Source organism: Bacillus sp. FSL K6-0138, from assembly GCF_037982765.1.
GTDB lineage: Bacteria > Bacillota > Bacilli > Bacillales > Bacillaceae > Bacillus > Bacillus glycinifermentans.
On record NZ_CP150286.1, the window covers coordinates 1,384,213 to 1,408,335 of the forward strand.

24 protein-coding genes and 1 other annotated feature are annotated in these 24,123 nt (G+C 48.0%); of the genes, 19 read left to right on the forward strand and 5 right to left on the reverse strand.

What is annotated here, in order from left to right; all coding sequences use genetic code 11:
* Positions 1–6: 6 nt before the first annotated feature.
* Positions 7–1,566 carry an alkaline phosphatase D family protein gene (locus tag MHB78_RS07550; protein ID WP_046132157.1) on the reverse strand — a complete coding sequence of 520 codons (1,560 nt, stop codon included), beginning with the start codon at positions 1,564–1,566 and terminating at the stop codon, positions 7–9.
* Positions 1,567–1,810: 244 nt separating this feature from the next.
* Between MHB78_RS07550 and lrgA the strand changes: the two genes are divergently transcribed.
* From lrgA to MHB78_RS07580, 6 genes are all read left to right on the forward strand, one after another.
* Positions 1,811–2,230 (forward strand): antiholin-like murein hydrolase modulator LrgA, encoded by a 420-nt coding sequence (lrgA, locus tag MHB78_RS07555; RefSeq protein ID WP_046132171.1) that lies wholly within the window; start codon positions 1,811–1,813, stop codon positions 2,228–2,230.
* Between the two features lie 15 nt (positions 2,231–2,245).
* Positions 2,246–2,929, forward strand: coding sequence for an antiholin-like protein LrgB (gene lrgB / locus MHB78_RS07560; RefSeq protein ID WP_046132158.1), 684 nt, complete (start codon positions 2,246–2,248; stop codon positions 2,927–2,929).
* 136 nt (positions 2,930–3,065) lie between these two features.
* Positions 3,066–3,198, forward strand: a sequence feature (ribosomal protein L20 leader region).
* 68 nt (positions 3,199–3,266) lie between these two features.
* Entirely contained in the window at positions 3,267–3,785 is a 519-nt protein-coding gene (infC, locus tag MHB78_RS07565) for a translation initiation factor IF-3 (RefSeq protein ID WP_087962510.1), read from the forward strand.
* A 17-nt stretch (positions 3,786–3,802) separates the two neighbouring features.
* Complete coding sequence (gene rpmI / locus MHB78_RS07570) at positions 3,803–4,003, forward strand: 50S ribosomal protein L35 (protein WP_003152493.1); 201 nt, start codon at positions 3,803–3,805, stop codon at positions 4,001–4,003.
* 32 nt (positions 4,004–4,035) lie between these two features.
* Positions 4,036–4,395, forward strand: a complete 360-nt coding sequence (rplT, locus tag MHB78_RS07575) for a 50S ribosomal protein L20 (protein ID WP_006637946.1) — start codon at positions 4,036–4,038, stop codon at positions 4,393–4,395.
* A 58-nt stretch (positions 4,396–4,453) separates the two neighbouring features.
* Positions 4,454–4,717 (forward strand): DUF1294 domain-containing protein, encoded by a 264-nt coding sequence (locus MHB78_RS07580; RefSeq protein WP_046132159.1) that lies wholly within the window; start codon positions 4,454–4,456, stop codon positions 4,715–4,717.
* Positions 4,718–4,733: 16 nt separating this feature from the next.
* Here the strand turns inward: MHB78_RS07580 and MHB78_RS07585 are convergent, their stop codons facing one another.
* Entirely contained in the window at positions 4,734–5,135 is a 402-nt protein-coding gene (locus MHB78_RS07585; protein ID WP_046132160.1) for a hypothetical protein, read from the reverse strand.
* A gap of 166 nt (positions 5,136–5,301) precedes the next feature.
* Here MHB78_RS07585 and MHB78_RS07590 point away from each other — a divergent pair, with 166 nt between their 5' ends.
* From MHB78_RS07590 to MHB78_RS07645, 12 genes are all read left to right on the forward strand, one after another.
* Positions 5,302–6,387: a M42 family metallopeptidase gene (locus MHB78_RS07590; protein WP_046132161.1), complete on the forward strand. Its 1,086-nt coding sequence runs from the start codon at positions 5,302–5,304 to the stop codon at positions 6,385–6,387.
* Between the two features lie 128 nt (positions 6,388–6,515).
* Positions 6,516–7,499, forward strand: a complete 984-nt coding sequence (locus tag MHB78_RS07595; RefSeq protein ID WP_046132162.1) for a glycoside hydrolase family 43 protein — start codon at positions 6,516–6,518, stop codon at positions 7,497–7,499.
* Positions 7,500–7,721: 222 nt separating this feature from the next.
* Entirely contained in the window at positions 7,722–9,203 is a 1,482-nt protein-coding gene (gene araA / locus MHB78_RS07600; protein WP_046132163.1) for an L-arabinose isomerase, read from the forward strand.
* A 16-nt stretch (positions 9,204–9,219) separates the two neighbouring features.
* On the forward strand, positions 9,220–10,899 hold the full coding sequence (gene araB / locus MHB78_RS07605; protein WP_046132164.1) for a ribulokinase: 1,680 nt from the start codon (positions 9,220–9,222) through the stop codon (positions 10,897–10,899).
* 28 nt (positions 10,900–10,927) lie between these two features.
* Positions 10,928–11,614 carry an L-ribulose-5-phosphate 4-epimerase gene (gene araD / locus MHB78_RS07610; RefSeq protein WP_046132165.1) on the forward strand — a complete coding sequence of 229 codons (687 nt, stop codon included), beginning with the start codon at positions 10,928–10,930 and terminating at the stop codon, positions 11,612–11,614.
* 39 nt (positions 11,615–11,653) lie between these two features.
* A complete protein-coding gene (locus MHB78_RS07615; protein WP_231947505.1) occupies positions 11,654–12,829 on the forward strand; it encodes a sn-glycerol-1-phosphate dehydrogenase in 1,176 nt (391 codons plus the stop codon).
* A gap of 30 nt (positions 12,830–12,859) precedes the next feature.
* Entirely contained in the window at positions 12,860–14,140 is a 1,281-nt protein-coding gene (locus MHB78_RS07620) for an ABC transporter substrate-binding protein (protein WP_099047117.1), read from the forward strand.
* Positions 14,141–14,170: 30 nt separating this feature from the next.
* Complete coding sequence (locus MHB78_RS07625) at positions 14,171–15,115, forward strand: sugar ABC transporter permease (protein WP_046132168.1); 945 nt, start codon at positions 14,171–14,173, stop codon at positions 15,113–15,115.
* On the forward strand, positions 15,115–15,954 hold the full coding sequence (locus MHB78_RS07630; protein WP_046132169.1) for a carbohydrate ABC transporter permease: 840 nt from the start codon (positions 15,115–15,117) through the stop codon (positions 15,952–15,954). Before MHB78_RS07625 ends, MHB78_RS07630 begins: the two co-directional genes overlap by 1 nt.
* A 35-nt stretch (positions 15,955–15,989) precedes the next feature.
* Positions 15,990–17,504: an alpha-N-arabinofuranosidase gene (locus MHB78_RS07635; protein ID WP_046132170.1), complete on the forward strand. Its 1,515-nt coding sequence runs from the start codon at positions 15,990–15,992 to the stop codon at positions 17,502–17,504.
* Positions 17,505–17,585: 81 nt separating this feature from the next.
* Positions 17,586–19,141, forward strand: a protein-coding gene (locus tag MHB78_RS07640; RefSeq protein ID WP_231947364.1) for an IS3 family transposase whose coding sequence is annotated in 2 segments (ribosomal slippage) — positions 17,586–18,243 and positions 18,243–19,141 — 1,557 coding nt in all. Because the reading frame shifts where the segments join, the coding sequence is not laid out codon by codon here.
* Positions 19,142–19,239: 98 nt separating this feature from the next.
* Positions 19,240–19,512, forward strand: a complete 273-nt coding sequence (locus MHB78_RS07645) for a hypothetical protein (protein WP_046131918.1) — start codon at positions 19,240–19,242, stop codon at positions 19,510–19,512.
* Positions 19,513–19,605: 93 nt separating this feature from the next.
* Here the strand turns inward: MHB78_RS07645 and MHB78_RS07650 are convergent, their stop codons facing one another.
* The 3 genes from MHB78_RS07650 to MHB78_RS07660 form a co-directional block, all read right to left on the reverse strand.
* Positions 19,606–21,066 carry a PH domain-containing protein gene (locus MHB78_RS07650; protein ID WP_046131919.1) on the reverse strand — a complete coding sequence of 487 codons (1,461 nt, stop codon included), beginning with the start codon at positions 21,064–21,066 and terminating at the stop codon, positions 19,606–19,608.
* Positions 21,067–21,205: 139 nt separating this feature from the next.
* Entirely contained in the window at positions 21,206–21,532 is a 327-nt protein-coding gene (locus MHB78_RS07655) for a PH domain-containing protein (RefSeq protein ID WP_231947376.1), read from the reverse strand.
* Between the two features lie 10 nt (positions 21,533–21,542).
* On the reverse strand, positions 21,543–22,136 hold the full coding sequence (locus MHB78_RS07660; RefSeq protein WP_046131920.1) for a TetR/AcrR family transcriptional regulator: 594 nt from the start codon (positions 22,134–22,136) through the stop codon (positions 21,543–21,545).
* A gap of 182 nt (positions 22,137–22,318) precedes the next feature.
* On the opposite strand from MHB78_RS07660, the gene cstA reads away from it, so the two are divergent.
* On the forward strand, positions 22,319–24,115 hold the full coding sequence (gene cstA, locus MHB78_RS07665; RefSeq protein WP_046131921.1) for a carbon starvation protein CstA: 1,797 nt from the start codon (positions 22,319–22,321) through the stop codon (positions 24,113–24,115).
* Positions 24,116–24,123: the final 8 nt, after the last annotated feature.

Here is a 24,123-nt window from a genome sequence, read left to right on the forward strand (position 1 = left end):
CAGTTTTTAATGAATCCTTTGCAGTCCCGGACGGCCCGCTTCAATGACAAAGCCCGCATATGTCGAGACAGGAGCTCCCGGGCGGGTAATGTAAGGAAGAACCTGAAAGTCGGCTTTGAGCTGTTTGGGAGTCATCGTACAGCGGACGTAGCCGCGCTGTGCATTGTACAGCTTGACATGGGGATTTCCCAGCCAGATCGGTGCCAGCGAATCGGTTTCTGACCCATCGCCGTCTGAGGAGATGGATGTGGTAATCAGCTCTGTGCCGATCGTTTTTGACTGAGGATCATTGAAATCTGCTTTCAGATCCGCAGCGGCGTGTCGATGGATGTCCCCCGTCAGAACGACGGGATTTTGGATGCCGCATGTTTGATATGCGGAGAAAAGCCTGTCGCGCGTAGCGGGATAGCCGTCCCACTGATCGACGCTGTACGCCGTTCCCGGTCCGGTGTCGCGGTCGATTTGCGCCAAAACGACCTGCTGCGTGAGCATATTCCAAATTGCATTCGACCTGCTCAGCCCGCGGAACAGCCACTGCTCCTGGGCTTTTCCGAGTATGGACCGGGACGGATCGAGCCGTTCCCGCTCGTTTGCCGGATATTTGCTGCGGTACTGCCGGGTGTCAAGGACGTTGAATTCAGCCAGGTTTCCATAGCGGAAACGCCGGTACATGAGCATATCCGGCCCCTTTGGAATCGAGGCGCTTCTGACCGGAATGTTTTCATAAAAAGCTTGATAGGCGGCTGCGCGCTGCTTGAGAAACTCTTCGACAGAAGGGTTATATTGCGAATACACGCCGGCATAATTGTTTTCCACTTCATGGTCATCCATGGTCACGATCCAAGGCGCTAATGCGTGGATCGCCTGGAGGTCAGGATCGGTCTTGAAAAGGGAGTACCGCAGACGATATTGGCTGAGGGTGACAGTCTTTGCATTGTGCACATCGGACAGCTTGACATCCCGGTAAAGATTGTTTTCATTAATGGGATATTCGTAAATATAGTCGCCAAGGAAAAACACGACGTCGGGATGGTCCGCGGCCATGTGGCGATAAGCGGTGAAATAGCCGTGGTACCAGGCCTGGCACGATGCAAGGGAAAATGACATCCCGGCAAGATCGGCATACAGGGGAGGCGCGGTTTTCGTGCGGCCGACTCGGCTGATCTCATCACCCGCTTTGAATCTGTACCAATAATATCTTGTCGGCTTCAGTCCGTTCACTTCGACATGGACCGAGTGGGCAAGCTCCGGGAGGGCTGATGCCGTTCCGCGCCTGACGATTTTGCGGAAATGCTCATCTTCGGCGATCTCCCACCTGACCGGCACACTCCTGTCCGGCATTCCGCCCAAACCGTCTTCAGCAAGCGGGTCCGGTGCAAGTCTCGTCCATAATACAAATCCGTCCGGGAGCGGTTCGCCCGAGGCTACTCCCAGCTTAAATGGGTCGTCCGTAAACACCGGTGATTCTGCGGCGAGGGAATCGTCTTCAGGTTCCAATCCCCGGTTGATCAAGGATGCAAGTTCTAAGCGCCGTCCGGGCATGCCGGTCTGTTTTCCGGTATGCATATTTTTCTTTAGGCCCCCTTTCTTTTTTCACGTTACTAACTATACGATGGATGCTTGCCAATTAGCACAAATTGGAATGGATATATTGTGAAAATCGGCAAGCGCCCATACCGGGGGAGATCTGTATTTCACCGCCCGATTTCTGCAACTGATCTTCGATATCCGGCGAGTTTTAATGAAAGCGCTTTTTCTCCGGGCTTTGTTTTATATAATGATGCCAACAAAGGCCAAAGAGGTGATCGACATGAGTGCGAAAAAGGTATACGGCTTTTTAACACAGGCATTTATTTTCGCTGTCATTATGCTTGTTTCAAACGGAATCGCCGGTTTGCTGCCCATTCCGATTCCGGCATCAGTCATTGGGCTGGTTCTTTTATTCACGCTGTTATGCATGAAGGTAGTCAAGCTTGAGCAGGTCGAATCGCTCGGCGCGGCATTAACCTCTCTCATCGGATTTTTATTCGTTCCTTCGGGGATTTCCGTCATGAATTCGCTCGGTGTCATGGAAAAATACGGATTGTTGATCGTGTTCGTTATTCTTCTGGCTACCTTCATTTTGCTTGGCGCAACCGGACTGTTTTCTCAGATAATTCTGTCCGCCGGCGGCAAAAAGCGGGAAGCCGGGACGCTTGAAACAGAAACAGCCAAAAAAACAGCTTCTTAAAGGGGGTTTTCAGGTATGTCACCGTATTTCGGCATCGTCGTATCGCTTGCCGCTTTCGGGATCGGCACTTATCTTTTTAAAAAAACAAACGGATTTTTCTTGTTTACGCCTTTGTTCGTCGCCATGGTGCTCGGCATCGCATTCCTTAAAATCGGTGGTTTTTCGTATGAGGATTACAAAAGCGGGGGAGATATCATTAAGTTCTTTTTAGAGCCCGCAACGATCGCGTTTGCGATTCCTTTATACAATCAGGCGGCTACATTGAAGAAGTATTGGTGGCAGATTCTCTCGGCCATCGTTGCCGGCTCCGTCTGTTCGGTCGCCGTCGTTTATCTCATTGCAAAAGGAATCCACCTTGACGACGCCGTCATGAAGAGCATGCTGCCGCAGGCTGCCACAACGGCGATCGCTCTGCCGTTATCAAAAGGCATCGGCGGCATCACGGACATTACGGCATTTGCGGTTATTTTTAACGCTGTCATCGTCTATGCGCTTGGGGCGCTCTTCTTAAAACTCTTTCGCGTAAAGAATCCGATCGCAAAAGGCTTGGCGCTTGGTACGTCAGGACATGCCCTCGGCGTGGCTGTCGGGATCGAAATGGGGGAAGTCGAAGCCGCCATGGCAAGCATTGCAGTCGTTGTCGTCGGCGTTGTGACCGTGTTCGTCATTCCGGTGTTCATTCAGATCGTCGGCGGATAAGAGGCTCGAAAAAAGAAAAATAAAATCAGCGTTGCGATTTTAAATACGACCTGTTATAATAACGAATGTTGCAATAAATTTTATATCTTGACTTGAAAGATTTATTTATGTAAGATGGATAATGAATTGAATATATATCAACAAGCAGAAGCACCCGCTTCTCACCTGATTGACACATTCTTGTAGTTGGCAGGTTAAACGTACATTCTTATTTTTTCATGCAGATGTTCGCAGTGTGGGTGTTTTTATGCCCGCACTTTTTGTTTGCCTGTGAAAATGCAATGAAGCGGTCAAAATGAGTTGTGAAATCAATTCAAAGATTCTATGGAGGTGGCTCATTATTAGCAAAGATCAATTGGTTAATGAGGGTATCCGTGCGCGTGAGGTTCGTTTGATCGGACAAAATGGCGACCAGCTTGGGATCAAATCCCGCCAGGAAGCACTTGAAATTGCCGGTCGCGCAAATCTTGACCTTGTGTTAGTTGCAGCAAATGCAAAACCGCCTGTCTGCCGGATTATGGACTACGGAAAGTACAGATTCGAGCAGCAGAAAAAGGAAAAAGAAGCACGCAAAAATCAAAAAATCATTAACTTAAAAGAAGTGCGGCTGAGCCCTGGTATTGAAGAGCACGACTTTAATACAAAGCTTCGCAACGCCATCAAGTTCCTGCAAAAAGGGGACAAAGTGAAAGCATCCATCCGCTTTAAAGGCCGCGCGATCACGCATAAAGAAATCGGACAGCGCGTGCTTGACCGTTTTTCGGAAGCATGCGCGGAAGTTGCGACCGTTGAAACGAAGCCGAAAATGGACGGCCGCAGCATGTTCCTGGTGCTTGCACCTAAAAATGAAAAGTAATTAAGGAGGAAACATCCATGCCAAAAATGAAAACTCACCGCGGATCTGCGAAACGTTTTAAAAAGACAGGTTCCGGGAAACTGAAACGTTCTCATGCATATACAAGCCACTTGTTCGCAAATAAATCTCAAAAACAAAAACGCAAGCTTCGCAAAGGCGCGATCGTCAGCGCAGGCGATTTCAAACGCATCAAGCAGCAGCTTGCTAACATTAAGTAATTCGGAAAAGGGATAATTAGGAGGGAAATCTAATGCCAAGAGTAAAAGGCGGAACTGTTACACGCAAACGTCGTAAAAAGGTTCTTAAATTAGCAAAAGGTTATTTTGGTTCAAAACATACATTATATAAAGTAGCTAACCAGCAAGTGATGAAATCCGGAAACTACGCTTTCCGTGACCGTCGTCAGAAAAAACGCGACTTCCGCAAACTGTGGATCACTCGTATCAATGCCGCAGCTCGTATGAACGGCCTTTCTTACAGCCGTTTAATGCACGGTCTGAAACTTTCCGGCATCGAAGTAAACCGCAAAATGCTTGCTGATCTTGCTGTAAACGATCTTTCTGCATTCAATCAGCTTGCTGACGCTGCTAAAGCTCAATTAAACAAATAATGAAAACGGCCGCTTAAACGCGGCCCTTTTTATTTAAGGGCAAGGGGAGAAACACCGAATGCATCTGATGCTGATATTCTTTATGATCATTAACGGATACGGCTTTTTCATGATGAGAGCAGACAAACGAAGAGCCGTCCAACACAAATGGAGGGTGCCTGAACGCCGCATCTGGCTTACTGCGGCTGCATTCGGTTCCGCGGGTGTCTGGCTCGGCATGATCCTTTTCAGACATAAAACGAAGCACTTGTCCTTTCGGCTCGGAATCCCCTTCCTCTTCGTGATTCAAGCCGCATTGGCGGGCTTTTATTTCATGAACTGAAAAAGCAGAAGAGGCGCTAATGCTCTTCTGCTTTTTTATGTTTCCATTTTTTAATCGATGAATCCCAATCGATTTTGCAATCGGGGTAGCGGGTTTTGATTTTGTTTTCCAATTCGCTGAAATCCTCATTTGTGAAAGTCCTGAGCTTTTCTTCTGAAGCATCTGTCCACACGAAGATCGTATGGATAAACAGAGGGTGGTCTTTGGAAGGAATGTGTTTTTCCCCTTCGAACAGTACGCCTTTGAACGTTAGCTTGAAATTTTTGCGCGTGTTTTTTTGTTCGTCCAAAAAATAAAAACCTTTTTTTGCCTGCGCCGATTTCAGTCTGCGTTTCGGATCACCGAAAAACTGAACAACTTTGAATACGACATAGAGCAACAGCGCAAGCAAAACGATTCTCAGAATGATAACAGCCATTTTTAAATGAACCTCCCGTAAAAGAAATTCAGGTATATCTGAATATATACGAACGGCACAGCGGAAGGTTTCATTTTTTTATCCAAAAAAGCGGCTTGATCGTATTGAATAGGATTGTTTTTGTATAATAGTAATTGAGGGTTAATTAAAGGAGGCTGTAAGAGAAATGGCAAAGCTAGATGAAACGCTTACGATGCTGAAAGAACTAACAGATGCAAAAGGAATTCCAGCGAATGAAAAAGAACCCAGACAAGTCATGAAATCATACATAGAGCCGTATGCCGACGAGGTTACGACAGACAGACTCGGCAGTTTGATCGCCAAAAAGACCGGACAGACAGACGGGCCGAAGATCATGATTGCCGGCCACCTTGATGAAGTCGGTTTTATGGTGACGCGCATTGATGACAGGGGCTATCTTCGCTTTCAAACGGTCGGGGGCTGGTGGTCACAGGTCATGCTGGCGCAGCGTGTAACGGTCGTAACCAAAAAAGGGGACATCACAGGCGTGATCGGTTCCAAACCCCCTCATGTCCTGTCGCCTGAAGCGCGCAAAAAACCGGTTGAGATCAAAGACATGTTCATTGACATCGGGGCTTCAAACAGGGAGGAAGCGATGGAATGGGGCGTTCTTCCCGGAGATCAGGTTGTCCCGTACTTTGAATTCACAGTCATGAACAATGAAAAAATGCTGCTTGCAAAAGCGTGGGACAACCGTATCGGCTGCGCCATTGCGATAGACGTTTTGAAAAACTTAAAAGGCTCTGACCATCCAAATGTTGTGTACGGCGTCGGGACGGTTCAGGAAGAAGTCGGATTGCGCGGCGCCAAAACCGCCGCACATACGATCAAGCCTGACATTGCATTCGGGGTCGACGTCGGAATTGCCGGAGATACGCCGGGAATTTCTGAAAAAGAATCGACGAGCAAGATGGGGAAAGGCCCGCAAATCATTCTGTATGATGCTTCAATGGTTTCCCATAAAGGGCTCCGCGATTTCGTCACAAAAGTTGCAGATGAAGCCGGGATTCCATACCAATATGATGCCCTTTCAGGAGGAGGAACCGATTCAGGCTCGATCCACCTGACCGCAAACGGGGTGCCGGCTCTTTCGATTACGATCGCAACCCGCTACATCCATACGCATGCGGCGATGCTTCATCGCGATGATTATGAAAATGCCGTCAAATTAATTACCGAAGTTATCAAGCGATTGGATAACGAAACGGTCGAGCAGATTACGTTTGATTGATGAAATAAGCTGACAGCTGCTAACATGCTGTCAGCTTATTTTTTTTGGAATATCATAGAAAGCGCTTACATATATTCCGGAATGACTTCTGAAAGAGGTTACAATACATCGGATGGGAGAGTGGTTTTGTGAAGCGCAAATTGCGGAGAATTTGTACCGCGGGGGCATTGATCATCGGTCTGGTGCTAGCGTCTGAATCGGCTTCAGCTGCATTTTGGGATACGAAGGGAGACAACGTCATTCATGACCCTTCCATGATCAAAGAAGGAAATACGTGGTATACCTTTGGAACGGGGATTGGAAATGGACTGCGCGTCATCAAATCGAATGACGGAATCACGTGGAGTGCGGCGCCGAGTATTTTTCCAGCGCCGTTGGCATGGTGGAAAACGTACGTACCAAATCATGAAAAGAATCAGTGGGCGCCGGATATCAGTTATTATAACGGGCGGTACTGGCTTTATTATTCAATCTCTTCGTTCGGATCAAATACTTCGGCGATCGGGCTCGCTTCGACAGACAGTCTCGCTTCAGGGAAATGGCGCGATGACGGGCTTGTGGTCAGGACGACTTCAGCTGACAATTATAATGCGATCGACGGAGATTTAGTGATTGACAAAGACGGAAACCCGTGGCTTTCTTTCGGCTCTTTTTGGAGCGGCATCAAGCTGACAAAGCTCGATAAAAAAACGATGAAGCCGACGGGAACGCTTTATTCCATCGCCGCAAGGCCGAATAACGGCGGGGCTGTTGAAGCGCCGAATATTACGTATAAAGACGGCTACTATTATTTGTTCGTTTCATTTGACAGATGCTGCCTCGGGGTGAACAGCACGTACAAAATCGCCTACGGCCGTTCAAAAAATATCACAGGTCCTTACTATGATAAAAACGGCAAGAATATGCTCGAGGGAGGAGGAACGATATTAGACGCCGGAAATGACCGCTGGAAAGGGCCGGGGCATCAGGATGTAGTCGACAATTCCATCATTGTCAGACACAGCTATGACGCGCTTGACATCAGACACAGCTATGACGCGCTTGACAACGGAGTCTCCAAATTGCTGATCAATGATTTGTACTGGGATTCCGCGGGCTGGCCGTCGTATTAGCGATTGCAGCAAGCTAAGCAGATGTTTTGCTTGGCTTTTTTTCTTTTTTTGTTCAAAAAAATGCCTGAAATGTAATTGACAGTATGTGGTGTAAAGAATATAATGAACTCGTTCGTACAAATATATAGCATGTTTTTAGATGTCCGTACGTATTAAGAGATTTTTGTAAGCGCTTCATTTTGGTAGTTTCATAATGTATGCCGGAACAAAGGAGGGAAAATCTTGATTCAATCAAAAGCGTACGAATTTTGGTTTGTTGCGGGGAGCCAGCATTTATACGGAGAAGAAGCTGTCAGAGAAGTAGAAGAGCATGCAAACATCATGTGCAGGGGATTAAACGACGGTTCAATGAGGTACAGCGTCAAATATAAAGCGGTTGCCACCTCGCCTGACGGGGTCAGAAAACTGATCAGAGAAGCGAATTGCGATGATGCATGCGCCGGCGTCATCACTTGGATGCACACGTTTTCACCGGCGAAAATGTGGATTCCGGGACTGGCGGAACTGAAAAAGCCGCTGCTTCACTTTCATACTCAATTTAACAGAGACATTCCGTGGGAAACGATCGATATGGATTTTATGAATATCAACCAGTCTGCACACGGAGACCGCGAATACGGATTTATCGGAACGAGATTGGGGCTGAATCGAAAAGTCATCGTCGGCCATTGGGAAGACGCCGGAGTAAAAAAGGAGATCGACCGGTGGATGAGCGCTGCTGTGGCCTCAATTGAAAACCGCCAAATCAAAGTGGCCCGCTTTGGTGACAACATGCGCAATGTGGCGGTCACGGAAGGGGACAAAATCGAAGCTCAAATTCAGCTCGGCTGGTCTGTCGACGGATATGGGATCGGTGACCTCGTCCGGGAGATCAAAGCGGTATCGAAAGAAAGCGTAAATGAACTGATTGCCGAATATGAAGAGCTTTACGAGTGCCCCGAAGACGGTGCGGCCCGTGAATCCGTAAAAGAGCAGGCCCGCATTGAGCTTGGCTTAAAGCGCTTTCTTTCGGACGGAGGCTATACCGCCTTTACGACGACCTTTGAAGACTTGCACGGTATGAAGCAGCTTCCGGGGTTGGCCGTTCAGCGCCTGATGGCTGAAGGCTACGGCTTCGGCGGAGAGGGAGACTGGAAAACGGCTGCGCTTGTCAGGATGATGAAAGTGATGGCAGACGGAAAAGAAACGTCGTTCATGGAAGATTACACATACCATTTTGAACCGGGCAACGAAATGATTCTCGGGTCGCACATGCTTGAAGTGTGCCCGTCGATTGCCGAAACGAAGCCGCGAATCGAAGTGCATCCTTTGTCGATCGGCGGAAAGGACGATCCGGCCCGTTTGGTCTTTGACGGAATGGCGGGTCCTTCTGTCAACGTTTCTTTAGTCGATATGGGCGGGCGTTTCCGGCTTGTCATCAATGAGGTCGATGCTGAAAGGGTCCCGCATGAGATGCCGAACCTTCCGGTGGCGCGCGTCCTTTGGAAGCCGCAGCCGTCCCTCAAAACGTCTGCAGAGGCGTGGATATTGGCGGGGGGAGCCCATCACACGTGCCTTTCCTATCGGCTTACCGCAGAACAAATGCTGGATTGGGCTGACATGACGGGCATTGAAGCGGTGCTGATCAACCGTGACACAAAGATAGCAAACCTTCGCAACGAACTCAAATGGAGTGAAGCAGCATACCGGCTTCACAAGTTTTAAGGAGGCGCGCAAGCTTATGGCATTTGCAATCGGAGTTGATTTCGGAACATTGTCGGGAAGAGCCGTCCTGGTCAACGTCCAGACGGGAGAGGAAATTGCGGCAGCAGTAAAAGAATATACGCACGGCGTGATTGACCGCGAATTGCCGGGGACAAAGAAAAAGCTCCCGAGGGACTGGGCGCTTCAGCATCCGGCTGATTACATCGAAGTGCTGGAAGGGACGATTCCGAGCCTTTTGCGGCAGTCGAAAGTCGATCCAAAAGAGATCATCGGTATCGGCATCGATTTTACGGCATGTACGATTCTGCCTGTAGATAAGGACAGAACCCCGCTTTGCATGAGGGAGGAATACGCGGAAGAGCCCCACAGCTATGTGAAGCTTTGGAAGCATCACGCCGCACAGGAGCAGGCAAACAGGCTGAATCAACTGGCAGAGAAACGAAACGAAGCGTTTCTGAAAACGTACGGCGGAAAAATTTCCTCCGAATGGCTCGTGCCGAAAGTGATGCAAATCGCAGAAGAAGCACCGCATATATACGATGCCGCCGCCGAGATCATGGAGGCTGCGGACTGGATCGTATACAGGCTGTGCGGAAAGATGAAACGAAACAATTGTACGGCGGGCTATAAGGCGATCTGGAATCGTACGGACGGCTATCCTTCGGAAGATTTTTTCGCAGCTTTGCATCCGAAGCTGAAACATGTCGTTCAGGAAAAATTGACAGAAGACATTTATCCGATAGGGGAGAAAGCCGGCGGTTTAACTGATGAAATGGCAGCTAAAACGGGGCTTTTGCCGGGTACAGCGGTCGCGGTTGCCAATGTCGATGCCCATGTGTCAGTTCCGGCGGTCGGCATTACAGAGCCGGGGAAAATGCTGATGATCATGGGGACATCCACTTGCCACATGCTGCTCGGCGAGGACGTCCGAATGGTGCCGGGAATGTGCGGAGTCGTGGAAAACGGCATTCTGCCGGGTTATGTCGGCTATGAAGCGGGCCAATCCTGCGTCGGCGATCATTTTCATTGGCTGATCGAGCACTTCGTGCCGGAAAGCTATGCGAAAGAAGCTGAAGCAGAGGGGATATCGATTTACGAGCTGCTGTCCCGAAAGGCGGACAGATTGGGAGTCGGCGAAAGCGGTCTGCTTGCATTGGATTGGTGGAACGGAAACCGTTCGACGCTCGTCGATGCGGATTTGACCGGGATGATGCTCGGGATGACCTTATCAACGAAGCCTGAGGAGATATTCCGTGCGTTGGTTGAAGCAACCGCATTCGGGACGAGAAAGATCATCGAAACGTTCCGGCAGAGCGGCGTGCCGATCGAAGAGCTGTATGCCGCCGGGGGAATTGCCGAAAAAAACCCGTTTATCATGCAGATATATGCTGATGTAACAAACATGGAAATTAAAATTTCCGGTTCTCCGCAAGCCCCGGCATTAGGTTCGGCGATATTCGGAGCGGTTGCGGCCGGAAGCGAAAACGGCGGATATGATCAGATCGAAGAGGCTGTCATGCATATGGGAAAAGTGAAAGATCACACGTATAAGCCGATTCCGGAAAACGTGACATTGTACGATCAGCTTTACGCAGACTACAAGGAGCTTTACGAATTCTTCGGAAAACAAAACAACGTCATGAAACGCCTTAAAAAGCTGAAAAACATCCAGTCCGTCAGCGCCGCCGTCCGGTAAATCGCAAAATCAAAAGGAGGAGAACCTTGTGCTGGAGGCTTTAAAGGAACAAGTGTTAAAAGCGAATTTACAGCTTGTGGAGCACCGGCTCGTCACGTTTACATGGGGAAATGTCAGCGGGATCGACCGTGATAAAAACTTGATCGTCATCAAGCCGAGCGGCGTGAAATACAGCGAATTAAAAGCGGAAGATTTAGTCGTGCTGAACCTGGACGGAGAGATTGTCGAGGGAAAGCTGAAGCCGTCTTCGGATACGCCGACGCACATTTACCTTTACAAAGAGTTTCAAACGATAGGCGGAATCGTCCACACCCATTCCCCGTGGGCGACGAGCTGGGCGCAATCAGGCAGGGACATCCCTTCATTGGGAACGACTCACGCGGATTACTATCACGGCGATATTCCCTGTACGAGGGAAATGCGCGCTGATGAAATCGCGGAACAATACGAATTAAATACCGGCAAAGTCATCAGGGAGACGTTTCAGCACCTTGATCCGCGCGACATTCCAGGCGTTCTCGTCAACAATCACGGTCCGTTTTGCTGGGGGGAAGATGCCTTGACGGCCGTGCACAACGCCGTTGTCCTGGAAGAGGTCGCAAAAATGGCCTATCATTCGCTCATGCTGAATCCGTCGCTACATCCGATCAGCGGTGTCTTGCTCGATAAGCACTTTTTCCGGAAGCACGGGGCTGACGCGTATTACGGCCAATAGGAGGAGTGAGGGATAATCATGAATGACTTGATCTCTTATATGAAAAAGACGTTGGGCGACTGCGGGTGCGGAGCCGTCCATTTCCCGCTTACGGTTGAAAAAATCGCGATTGGCGAACATGCTGTCGAAAACGAAATGCCTGCCTTTATAAAAGCCGCTTCATTTCAAAACATTGCTATCGTTTGTGATGAAACGACCGGCCGAATCGCGGGAGAACGGCTGGCGTCTCTCCTTCAGGAAACGGCGGAGGTATCCCTTGTCAAGCTTGAGGCGAATGCGGCAGGGGATGTCATAGCAGATGAGAAAACGATGGTCAAGGCATTGATCGATGCGCCGATCGATGCGGATGCGCTCATTGCCGCAGGTGCGGGGACGATCCATGATATCGTCAGGTTTTGCGCCTATCAGCGAGGCATTCCGTTTATTTCGGTGCCTACTGCACCGTCGGTTGACGGTTTTACATCGGCCGGAGCTCCGCTCATTATAAACGGTACAAAGCAGACGATTCAAACGACGGCGCCTGTTGCGCTATTTGCAGATATCGAGCTTTTGCGGAATGCGCCGCAAAACATGATCGCCGCGGGATTCGGCGATATGCTCGGCAAAATAACGTCGCTCGCCGACTGGGAGATCTCCCGTTCGCTTGCTGATGAACCATACTGTCCGACCGCTTGCGCCATCACGAGAAAAGCGCTTGATCAGTGTCTGTCCAGGATCGATGACATCGCGGCAAAATCGCGGGAGGGCATCGAAAAATTGATGGAATCGCTGATCGTTTCAGGCCTTGTCATGCTGATGCTCGACCATTCAAGACCTGCTTCCGGAGGTGAGCACCACCTCTCCCATTACCTTGAGATGAAAGCGCTCGAAAACAGCAAGCGGCAGATTCTCCACGGGGCAAAAGTAGGCTGCGCTTCCATCATGCTTGCGGATGTTTACCGTTCTCTTAAAGACCGGGATTTCGGCGATGAACACGTCGCAAAAACGGTTCGTTCCGCCTATGAAAAGCTTCCCGGCGGAGAGGAGATGGCGGAATGGATGAGAAAAGTCGGCGGGCCGGTATCATTTACAGACCTCGATATTGACGAGCCTTTGCTTATGGAGGCGATGGCCCGGGCCCACAACCTCAGGGACCGGTACACGGGTCTTGCCATCATGAATCAATACGGACTTTTGCCTGACATCAGGCAGCATGTCAAACATGAAAGGGGTTAAAACGTGAAAAGGTTCCTTTCATTTTTCCTTATGATCATCATGGCTTTTAGCTTGCTTTTGACAGGGTGCAGGGCGAGTCCCGCCGCCGGCAAAGATGACGATGCCACAGAGCTGACGTTTTGGACGTTCAACGGCCTTCATGAACAGTTTTATGCGGAAATGGTGAAAGAATGGAATAAAGCATATCCGGACCGTAAGATCAAATTAAATACCGTCGTTTATCCGTACGGACAGATGCACGACAATCTTTCGATATCGCTTTTGGCGGGAAAAGGGGTTCCGGATATTGCCGATGTTGAGCTCGCCCGCTTCTCCAATTTTTTGAAAGGCTCTGACATTCCTTTAACAGACCTGACCTCCCTTGTCGAAGATGAGCGCGACAAGTTTGTGGAAGCGCGGCTTACCCTGTACAGCAAAAACGGCAGACTGTACGGGCTTGACACCCACGTCGGAACGACGGTGATGTACTATAATATGGATATTTTACACAAAGCGGGAGTCGATCCGGATGATATTAAAACATGGGAAGATTACAGAAAAGCGGGCAAAAAGGTCGCAGAGGCTACAGGCAAGCCGATGACGACAATCGAAACGGCAGACCCGAATTCGTTTTTGCCGCTGATTTCCCAGCAGGGCTCAGGCTACTTTGATGAAAAGGGCCGTCTGACTTTAAATAATGAAACAAATGTCAAAACGCTCGGATTTTTGAAAACCTTGATCGAAAAGGACAAAATTGCGGTCACAGCGCCTGGAGGCTTTCACCACAGCGAAGAATATTACGGCTTCATGAATCAAGGCGGGGCAGCATCCGTTTTGATGCCGATTTGGTATATGGGAAGATTTTTGGATTATATGCCTGATTTAAAAGGGAAGATTGCGATCAGGCCGCTTCCGGCATGGAAAGAAGGCGGAGACCGATCGGCAGGGATGGGCGGCACAGCGACCGTTATTCCAAAACAAGCGAAGGAAGCCGGACTGGCCAAGGACTTTTTATCGTTTGCCAAAGTGTCAAAAGAAGGAAACATCAAGCTATGGACCGTCCTCGGGTTTGACCCGCTCAGATGGGATGTGTGGGATTCGGAAGAACTGAAGAAACCGAATCAATATACAGAATATTTCCAAAACGGCAGCGGGATTTTTTCGATGCTTCTCGAGGTGAAAGATGAGATCAATCCGCTTTATTTAACAGAGGATTATGCAAAAACATCCGATCTGGTCAACAAAAACGTTTTATACGAAGCTCTTAAAACGAAAAGCAAAACACCGAAGGAAGCCCTGGACAAAGCAGCCGCCGAGGTAAAGGGACAATAGTCTTTCATTACTGTAAAGCGAGGCGATAACTTGAAGACTGTCAAAACGGATACAGTGCATTCGTTTCCGCCGGTGAGCAGAAAAAGAAAGATAACCCGCCTATTATATTCAGCAAAAGCCGCACCTTACTTTTTTACAGCACCTTTCGTACTCTCATTTTGCATCTTTTTCCTTTATCCGCTTATCAGCGTCATCATCATGAGCTTTCAAAGCATTCTCCCGGGGGAGATCCGCTTCGTCGGGGCGGAAAACTATAAAGCTTTAAATAATCCCACTTTTTATACCGCATTATTCAATACAATCAAATACACTTTTTGGACATTGCTTATTTTAATACCGGTTCCTCTTATTCTTGCAGTCTTTTTGGATTCAAAGCTTGTAAAGTTTAAAAATGTGTTTAAATCGGCCCTTTTTATCCCTGCCTTGACATCCACGATCGTGGCGGGCATCATTTTCAGGCTGATTTTCGGCGAAATGGAAACATCGCTTGCAAACTCGATTTTGCTGAAGCTCGGAGCCGCGCCGCAAAACTGGCTGAACAATGAGCATACGGGAATGTTTTTAATGGTCATGCTCGCATCATGGCGGTGGATGGGCATTAATGTGCTGTATTTCTTGGCCGGCCTGCAAAATGTTCCGAAAGAATTGTACGAAGCGGCCGAAATTGACGGCGCCGGCACACTGAAGAAATTTTTCTATATTACGCTTCCGTTTTTAAAGCCCGTCACCGTCTACGTGCTGACGATCAGCATCATCGGCGGCTTTCGGATGTTTGAAGAAAGCTATGTGCTGTGGCAAAACAATTCCCCGGGCAATATCGGCCTGACAATGGTCGGATACATTTATCAGCAGGGGCTTGCCTACAACAATATGGGATACGGTTCCGCGCTCGGCATTGTGCTGCTCGTGATTATTTTCATCGCAAGCCTCATATCGCTAAAGCTGTCAGGCTCATTTAAAAAGGAGGGCTATTAATGCATGCCAGAGGCTCAAACATTGCGAAAACAGCGACGTTTTTCCTGTTTGCGATCTTAAGTTTTTTGTTTGTGTTTCCGCTGTTTTGTCTTGTGCTCGGCTCGCTGAAGCCGTCTTCAGAATTGCTGAGGTTCGGGCTTAATTTAAGGTTGAGCCCCGAATTGTTGAGCCTTGACAACTATGCCTATTTGTTTAACGGAGGAAGCATTTATTTTAAATGGTTCTCGAACAGCCTGATTCTTGTCGTCATATCGACCGTTTTAACGCTTTTGTTTTCATCGATGGTCGGTTACGGGCTTGCCGTTTATCAGTTTAAGGGGAAAAATCTCCTGTTTGTATTTGTGCTCTTGATCATGATGGTGCCGATTGAAGTTTTGATGCTGCCTTTATTTAAAATGACGGTCGCGCTGCATATCGTCGACACGTATGCCGGGGTGATCCTTCCGTTTATCGTATCGCCCGTCGCCGTCTTTTTCTTCCGGCAGTATGCGCTCGGCCTGCCGAAAGATTTGCTCGACTCGGCGAGAATGGACGGATGCACCGAATTCGGCATTTACTTCCGGATTATGGCCCCGCTCATGAAGCCGGCTTTCGGAGCGATGATCATCCTCCAGTCATTAAACAGCTGGAATAATTTTTTATGGCCGCTGATTGTGCTGCGGTCGAAGGAAATGTTTACGCTTCCGATCGGATTGTCGGCGTTGCTCAGTCCTTACGGCAACAACTACGACATGCTGATCTCAGGTTCAGTGCTGGCGATTCTGCCTGTCATTCTGATTTTCTTGTTCTTCCAAAAGTACTTTGTGTCAGGTTTGACAGCAGGCGGGATTAAAGGCTGATCATAAAATATTCTCTGGGAAGGAATGATTGTAAAATGACTGCAAAACAAGCGAAAATGACGATCGACAAGGGATATAAGGTTGCAGAGGTTGACAAGCGGATCTTCGGCTCGTTCGTCGAGCATCTCGGAAGAGCCGTCTATGAAGGCATTTATGAACCGGATCACCCGGAGGCAGATGAATCGGGCTTTCGAAAAGACGTCATCAAACTCGTCAAAGAGCTGAAGGTGCCGTTTATCAGATATCCGGGCGGCAACTTTGTATCGGGATATAACTGGGAGGACGGAGTCGGCCCTGTCGGAGAGCGGCCGACAAGGCTTGATCTGGCATGGGCGACGACTGAACCGAATTTGATCGGCACCAATGAATTCATGGACTGGGCGAAGCTTGTCGGCGCGGAAGTGAATATGGCCGTCAACCTTGGCACGAGAGGCATTGACGCAGCCCGCAATCTCGTTGAATACTGCAACCATCCGTCAGATTCATACTACAGCGATCTCAGAAAATCGCACGGCTATAAAGAGCCGCATAAGATCAAAACGTGGTGCCTCGGCAATGAGATGGACGGTCCATGGCAGATCGGCCATAAAACGGCCGCCGAGTACGGAAGGATCGCAGCTGAAGCCGCAAAGGTCATGAAATGGACCGACCCTTCCATCGAGCTTGTCGCCTGCGGAAGCTCAGGAAGCGGAATGCAGACGTTTATCGACTGGGAAACGACCGTGCTCGACCATACGTATGAACACGTCGAGTATATCTCGCTTCATTCGTATTACGGAAACCGCGACAACGACCTTCCGAACTATTTGGCGAGATCGCTTGATATGGACCACTTTATCAATACGGTGATTGCCGTCTGCGACTATATGAAAGCGAAAAAGCGCAGCAAAAAAACGATCCACCTTTCCTACGATGAATGGAACGTCTGGTATCATTCGAATGAAAAAGACAAACTGGTCGAGCGCTGGGAAAGAGCGCCTCACCTTCTTGAAGACATTTACAACTTCGAGGATGCCCTTCTTGTCGGCTGTATGCTGATCACGCTCTTGAAACATGCCGACCGCGTCAAAATCGCCTGTCTCGCACAGCTTGTCAACGTGATCGCGCCGATCATGACTGAAAAAGGCGGAGAAGCCTGGCGGCAGACGACATTCTATCCGTTCATGCACGCTTCTGTCTACGGACGGGGAACGGTATTGCAAACGGCCGTTTCATCGCCAAAGTATGACAGCAAAGACTTTACAGATGTTCCGTATTTAGAGTCTGTCGCCGTTTTCAATGAAGAAGCCGAAGAATTAACGGTATTCGCCGTCAACCGCGATACGAACGGCGGCCTGCAACTCGAAGCCGATATCAGAAGCTTTGACGGCTATGCCGTCTGCGAACACATCGTGCTTGAACACGAAGACAACAAAGCGACGAACGAAAAAGACCGAAACAACGTCGTTCCGCACAGCGGCGGAGACGCCAAAGTGTGCGACGGCAGGCTGACGGCGCGTCTCCCTAAGCTTTCCTGGAATGTGATCAGGCTGAAAAAACAATCAATGTAAAAAAACCGACCATTGTGATATGCTCCCCTAAAGGTAGACAGATGAAATAAAAAAATCTGTTTGCCTTGGGGGAGTTTTTTCATGGCTGGAAAATGGTTTTCAAAAGAAGAAAAATTGAATATTCTATCAGAATGTGATCAGGGCAATAATTCGGTGAAGGAGATCGCAGAAAAATATGGCATTCATGCCGAAACGATTCGTGAATGGAGAACATCGCATGATATGGCGGGTGTGGAGAGTTTGGAACGTTCAAAGCGCCATAAGTTCTATCCCGCAGAATTAAAATACAATGCCGTGAAAGACTTCTTATCCGGACGCTACTCTCAAAGAGAAATCTCGAGAAAATATAAGATTTCCAGTAAATCCGTACTCATGAAGTGGGTTGAGCTTTATAATGGTCATAAAACGTTAAAAGACAGCGGGAGAGGAAGGAATCGTTTGATGACCAAACGGAAGAACGTTTCATTGGAAGAACGGATTGAGATTGCGAAGGATTGTCTAGCTCATGGAAAGGACTACGCCAGATCAATGGAGATTCATCAAGTCTCCTACCAACAGGTGTATCAATGGGTGAAAAAGTATCAAGAAGGCGGAGAAGAGGCCTTAAAAGACAACCGAGGGAAACGCAAAACCGAAGAAGAATTGACACCTGAAGAAAAAATTCAACGGGAAAACAAACGGCTGGAACAGGAAAATGAGCGTTTGCGCGCAGAGAATGCGTTCTTAAAAAAGTTGGAAGAGATCAAAAGGAGGCGGTTCTAAGTCAGGTTCGGTACGAAGATCGATATCTCGCCATTTTAGAGCTGAATCGAAAAGAAGGCTTTTCTGTCCAAATGTTATGTGAGATTGCCGAAGTTTCGCGCCAGGGGTATTACAAATGGAGGAGCCGAGTACCTTCAGCGAGAGAAAAACAGAATGAAAAGATTATCGCCAAAATGGCGCTACTTCACGAACAAATTGGCGGTATCTACGGATACCGCAGAATGACCTTAAACATGAACCGCCGCTTTAAAGAGCGCCTCAATCATAAGCGCATCTATCGGCTGATGAAAATTGCCAAGCTGGAGTGTGTCATTCGGCGGAAGAAAAAACGTTACGGCAAAGCGACGCCTCAACATGTGTCCGAAAATATCCTGAATCGAGAGTTTAAAGCGGACAAACCAAATCAAAAATGGGTGACTGATGTGACAGAGCTAAAATACGGCCATCGGAAAGCGTACCTCAGTGCCATTTTAGATCTTCATGAGGGAATGGTCGTGTCTTATGTGCTGGGGAAATCCAATAATAACGCCCTTGTGTTTAAAACCTTGAACCAAGCGCTTGAGGCAGCCCCAAACGCACGTCCTCTCCTTCACAGCGACAGAGGTTTTCAATACACGTCCCACCAGTTTAGAAGGATGATTGAAAACGCAAATATGACACAGAGTATGTCCCGCGTCGGCCGCTGTATTGATAACGGCCCCATTGAGTCGTTTTGGGGGAAATTAAAATGCGAGAAATACAGACGGAATTCGTACGAGACATTTGAGGCACTTCAAAGCGCAATTGATGAATATATCCACTTTTACAACCACGATCGTCTACAAGAAAAACTAAACGGCCTCAGCCCAGTGGAATACAGGGCTAAAGCCGTCTAGTGTGTTTTAGTTATTTCCACTGTCTACTTGACAGGGTGCAGATCATTGTGCCGGTTTTTTATGTGTGGGTAGAATAATTTAAAACAGGGGGGAGACATATGAAATTTTTTTCTGCTGCGTATTGGTGTTTGATGTACGGGTTTTTGGCATACCTTTGGCTTTTGTTTATATCGGAAATCATTGAGAGAACACAGTCTTTTAACAGCTCATTTTTAACGGGAGCCGTCATATTGACCGGCACCGTGTTGTTTTGGACGCTGGCTCATCATATCACCGCTTCGGCTGAAAACAAGCATGCCAATAGAATCGCAGGATCAGCATCATTTTGCCTTGTGATCCTCATTCATTTTTATGTCATTCCGCTTTGCTGAAACAAAAAAGGCGGGCATCCGGTGATTCCCGCCAATTATGCCTTGAAAAGGCAGCAGATGAAGCATGTGATCATTTTAATCTTATTATTCTGATTAGTCAACTAGGTTTTTTGGTATTTTGATGGCATGTTGATAAATTTCTGTCGCACTCTCTATCGGAATATGGTTTAACGAAAACTTTACGTTTTCTTTTCCGGAAGCAACGGCTACCTTAATGGATGCCAAGTTCTTCCTCTCTTGCATAACTGTTTGGCCCAACGCTGCCCACTGAATGCGGCCGTGTTTAATGATGGCCGTTCGCCGGGCAAAAGTTCCGTACTGCAAAGTTAAAAATCGGCTGCTTTGATTCCAGCGAGTCCTTCGATACCCCATCCATCCTGCCCATAATAATGCAAGCGGCAGAATGGCAGTCAGATAATGAAAGGGATGAGGAAGAAGCATCCATATCGGTATTGATAGAAGGCAGCCTGCTGTAAATGGCAGAACCATATAATGAAGTCTGGCTTCTTTTGTCAGCATGCGCAAATTGCGGTTCCTCCGGTAACCGGTAAACGGTTCAAGCATGGAATGGGCTTTTTCTTTTTTAACAAAGGGAAGAATCGTAATCGTTTTTTGGCTTTGTTCATTTGGACTGTTACGTATAACGACAGCTTTAATTGAGACGAATCCCAAGAGGCGGTGAATCAGCGGTTCAATGATGAGAATCGCCTGTATCCGGTTTGGGTCAATCGTTCGCTTTTTCTTCTCAAACAGGCCTTGTTCGATTTCAAGTTCTCCTTTGGCATTCTTGCTTAATGTGAAATGATAGTCGGTTGCAAATGTCAGCAATAATGAAAGTGCAAATGATAAAACCACCAGCATGACCACCGTGATCATGATCCAGTTGGAACCGAACCAGCCGGATAGGCAGGTGAACAAAGTGTCCCGGTCAGTGTCTTTCGTTATATCCCGATATTTTAGCAATCCCAGTGATAAAAGCGTAAGCACAATCCCAAATTTAGGCGAGAGAAGGCTGTGCAATATGAGATCATTTTTATATAGTTGAAACATTGACTCTACAGAATGATTGATCGGCCTGCTGTTTGATTCTGCTTTTAAAACCGTTCGAATGCGCTGTTCTTCTTCTTTTGAAATGCAGCTGAGAATGATGCTGGATTCATCACCTCCGGCAAGTTCAATCGTTAACGTTCGTGTAGAGAATAAATGGTCATATACACGGACAGTAGAATCGACGGATTGAATGCGGTCCGGCTGCACCCATCTTTTCTTTGTCACAAACAAACCAGATTCAATATATATGGCTTTCTCGTGTATCTGGTAGGAAAATGCCCGCCATCTCAATACACCCATTATGAAAAACGCGATAATAAGCAAAGAACTTAAAGCAATAATGATGATGAAAGCGGGGATGTGGCTGCCCAGTTTATGAATAAATAGTGCGAGCAGCGGAACCGGCCATATGAAGGATAACGATTCCTTGATCGCTATCATGACAAAATAAAGGATCGAAACAGGATGGAGACGATGTTTTATCGATGTTTCAGACTTGTTCATCGCTTAACCTCGCATAAGCTTCAATATCTTGCCGGAGAGATTCGGCGGTTCCTTCGGATAATCCCAGAATTTCATGGCTCCCGGCTGCTGTCGATAAAGTAATCGTATATAAATTGTACTTTTTTAAAATAGGGCCTTGTTATGCTTCGACATGCTGGACTTTCCCCATGGGAATTAATACTTTCCGCTTAAAAAAGATCCCTTTATGGATTTGGATGCTTAATTCACTGATCCGATATCTCCACAAACGATACTTCCACCTCGGCAAAAGATAAAGTTCAAATGGTACAGAGGCAATAGCCAAACACGATGCTCCGGCCAATATCCATTTTGGCCAGCCGAATGTTAAAGTGCAGTATAGCAAGACAAGGATAACGCAGGTATACACGCATAACGTGATCACACCTTCAAGCTTCCTTGCGGCAACAATTTTTTTGTCTAATTTCTGCAATTCGCCAGTTCTCACGATAGTCCCCCTATTTAGTTGTTTTTCTCGTTGCATAATCGAACGTATCAACAATTTCAGAGATCGTGCTCTCCATGTCTGATATATCATGATTTGCGATTTTTGGTCCCAATGAATCGATTACGCTTCGCACGGTTCTGGCCATAATGAGCGGGGAAAACTCCCTGAAACTCCCTTCCATTTCCTGTCCCCACTTAAAAATATCAATCAGCGGTTCATATATTGATTCATCTTCATCCTTATAATACAGCTCACCGCTTTCTGTTCGTAGGTTGGAAACTACTTCAATGATTGCGGTAACGTATTTGGGGTGTTCAAACATAAATCTGAGATTTGATTCAATATAGGCACGGAGTGTAGCCGGTGCACTGTCTAAACCGTCCATGAACTTTTCCATATAAGGCGCTGCAAGTCCGTAGGAATGCTCCACAACAGCCTTCATTAGCTGCATTTTATTCGGAAAATGATACGTGACAACTCCTTTGCTAATTCCCCCCTTTTTTGCGATATTGCCGATAGAAGCATTTGCATAGCCTTCTTCCGCAAGCACTTGAATGGCGTCTTCAATAATTTGCAGTCTTCGCTTTTGTGTTTTTGTATTCATGGCTTCATTTTAGTACGATCGTGCTAAAGTGTCAATCTAAAAATGATTCTATATGAAACGGAATCTAAAAGCCGCTGAAATACAGAAACAAAAAGTAAGGAAAGGTTTTTTTTGAAAATGATGATTGCGCTTACATAAAAGATAGGCTATGTTAAAAGGGAAACAAAGGGGGAGGGATTGGGATGAATGCAATTACGATTGTGATCGCTTCTATCTGCATATTGGCGATCGCCTACCGTTTGTACGGAACATTTATGATGGCGAAAGTGCTGAAGGTGAATGACGACAAACCGACTCCTGCCCATCTTCAAAAAGACGGCAAAGATTACGTGCCGACAAATAAATGGGTGTCGTTCGGCCATCATTTTGCGGCCATCGCGGCTGCGGGACCGCTTGTCGGACCGATTTTGGCTGCGCAGTTCGGCTATTTGCCGGGCTTATTATGGCTGTTGATCGGAGCGGTTATCGGGGGAGCCGTTCATGACATCGTCGTTTTATTTGCGTCGATGCGGAGGAATGGAAAATCGCTTTCAGAAGTCGCCAAAGAAGAGCTCGGACCGGTTGCCGGATTTTGCACCGGGCTTGCAATGCTGTTTATCATTACGATCACAATGGCAGGGCTTTCGATGGTGGTGCTCCATGCGCTTGAACGCAATCCGTGGGGGACGTTTGCCGTGGCCATTACGATTCCGATTGCGATGGGAGTCGGTTTATTTTATAAAAAAACGGGCGACTTAAAACTCGCATCAACCGGCGGGTTCATTCTGCTCATGGCCGGTGTGTTCATCGGTCCGTCTGTCGCGAATACGCCGCTCGGCGAAGCGCTGACGCTTGATGTGAAAACGCTCGCGGTCGCGCTTCCGGTCTATGCGTTTTTTGCGGCGGCGCTCCCTGTCTGGCTGCTGCTTGCGCCGCGCGATTATTTGAGCAGTTTTATGAAGATCGGCGTGTTTATCGCGTTGATTGCGGGCGTTTTTGTCGTGAATCCGGCGATTCCGTTTCCGGCGTTTACCGAATTTACGAAAGGCGGCGGCCCGGTCTCGCCAGGCCCGGTTTGGCCATTTATTTCGATCACGATCGCCTGCGGGGCGATTTCCGGATTCCACGCGTTTGTCGGTTCAGGAACGACGCCGAAAATGCTCGACAAATGGAGCGATATGAAATTCGTCGGCTTCGGCGCCATGCTGGTCGAGTGCCTTGTCGGGATTATGGCATTGATTGCGGCGACGGCCTTGCAGCCGGGCGATTATTTTGCGATCAACAGCGCCCCTGAAGTATTTCGGACGCTTGGCATGGACACCGTCCACTTGCCTGAGCTCAGCCGCGAAATCGGCCTTGATCTGGAGGGAAGGACGGGCGGGGCCGTGACGCTTGCCGTAGGCATGGCTTATATTTTTACGGATATTCCGTTTTTCAGCCACTTGGCCTCATATTTCTTCCAATTTGTCATCATGTTTGAAGCGGTCTTTATCTTAACGGCGATCGACGCCGGAACGAGGGTGGCCCGCTACTTGATTCAAGACTTTTTCGGCGAAGTGTACAAACCGCTCAAAAAAACGGATTGGCTTCCGGGGTCGGTCTTCGCAAGCGCGCTCGCCTGTTTAATGTGGGGCTACCTCTTGTATTCGGGCGATATCAGTTCCATTTGGGCGCTTTTTGGCGTCTCGAATCAGCTGATGGCATCCGTCGGCTTGATCATCGGGGCGACCGTTGTCTTAAAAATCGCCGACAAAAGGCGGTATATGCTGACATGCCTCATTCCGCTCGCTTATTTATATGCAACGGTCAATTATGCGGGATATTGGATGATCAGACACGTGTATTTTAATGCCGAAGCTGCAGGCTACAGCGTATTAAACGGCATTTTGTCGATCATCATGCTCATTCTGGGGCTGGTGATTATGGTGACGGCCATTAAGAAGTGGATGGTGCTTTGGCGTGATCCTGCGCTGAGAATGGAGCCGTCGATTCCAGGCTGAACAAATAA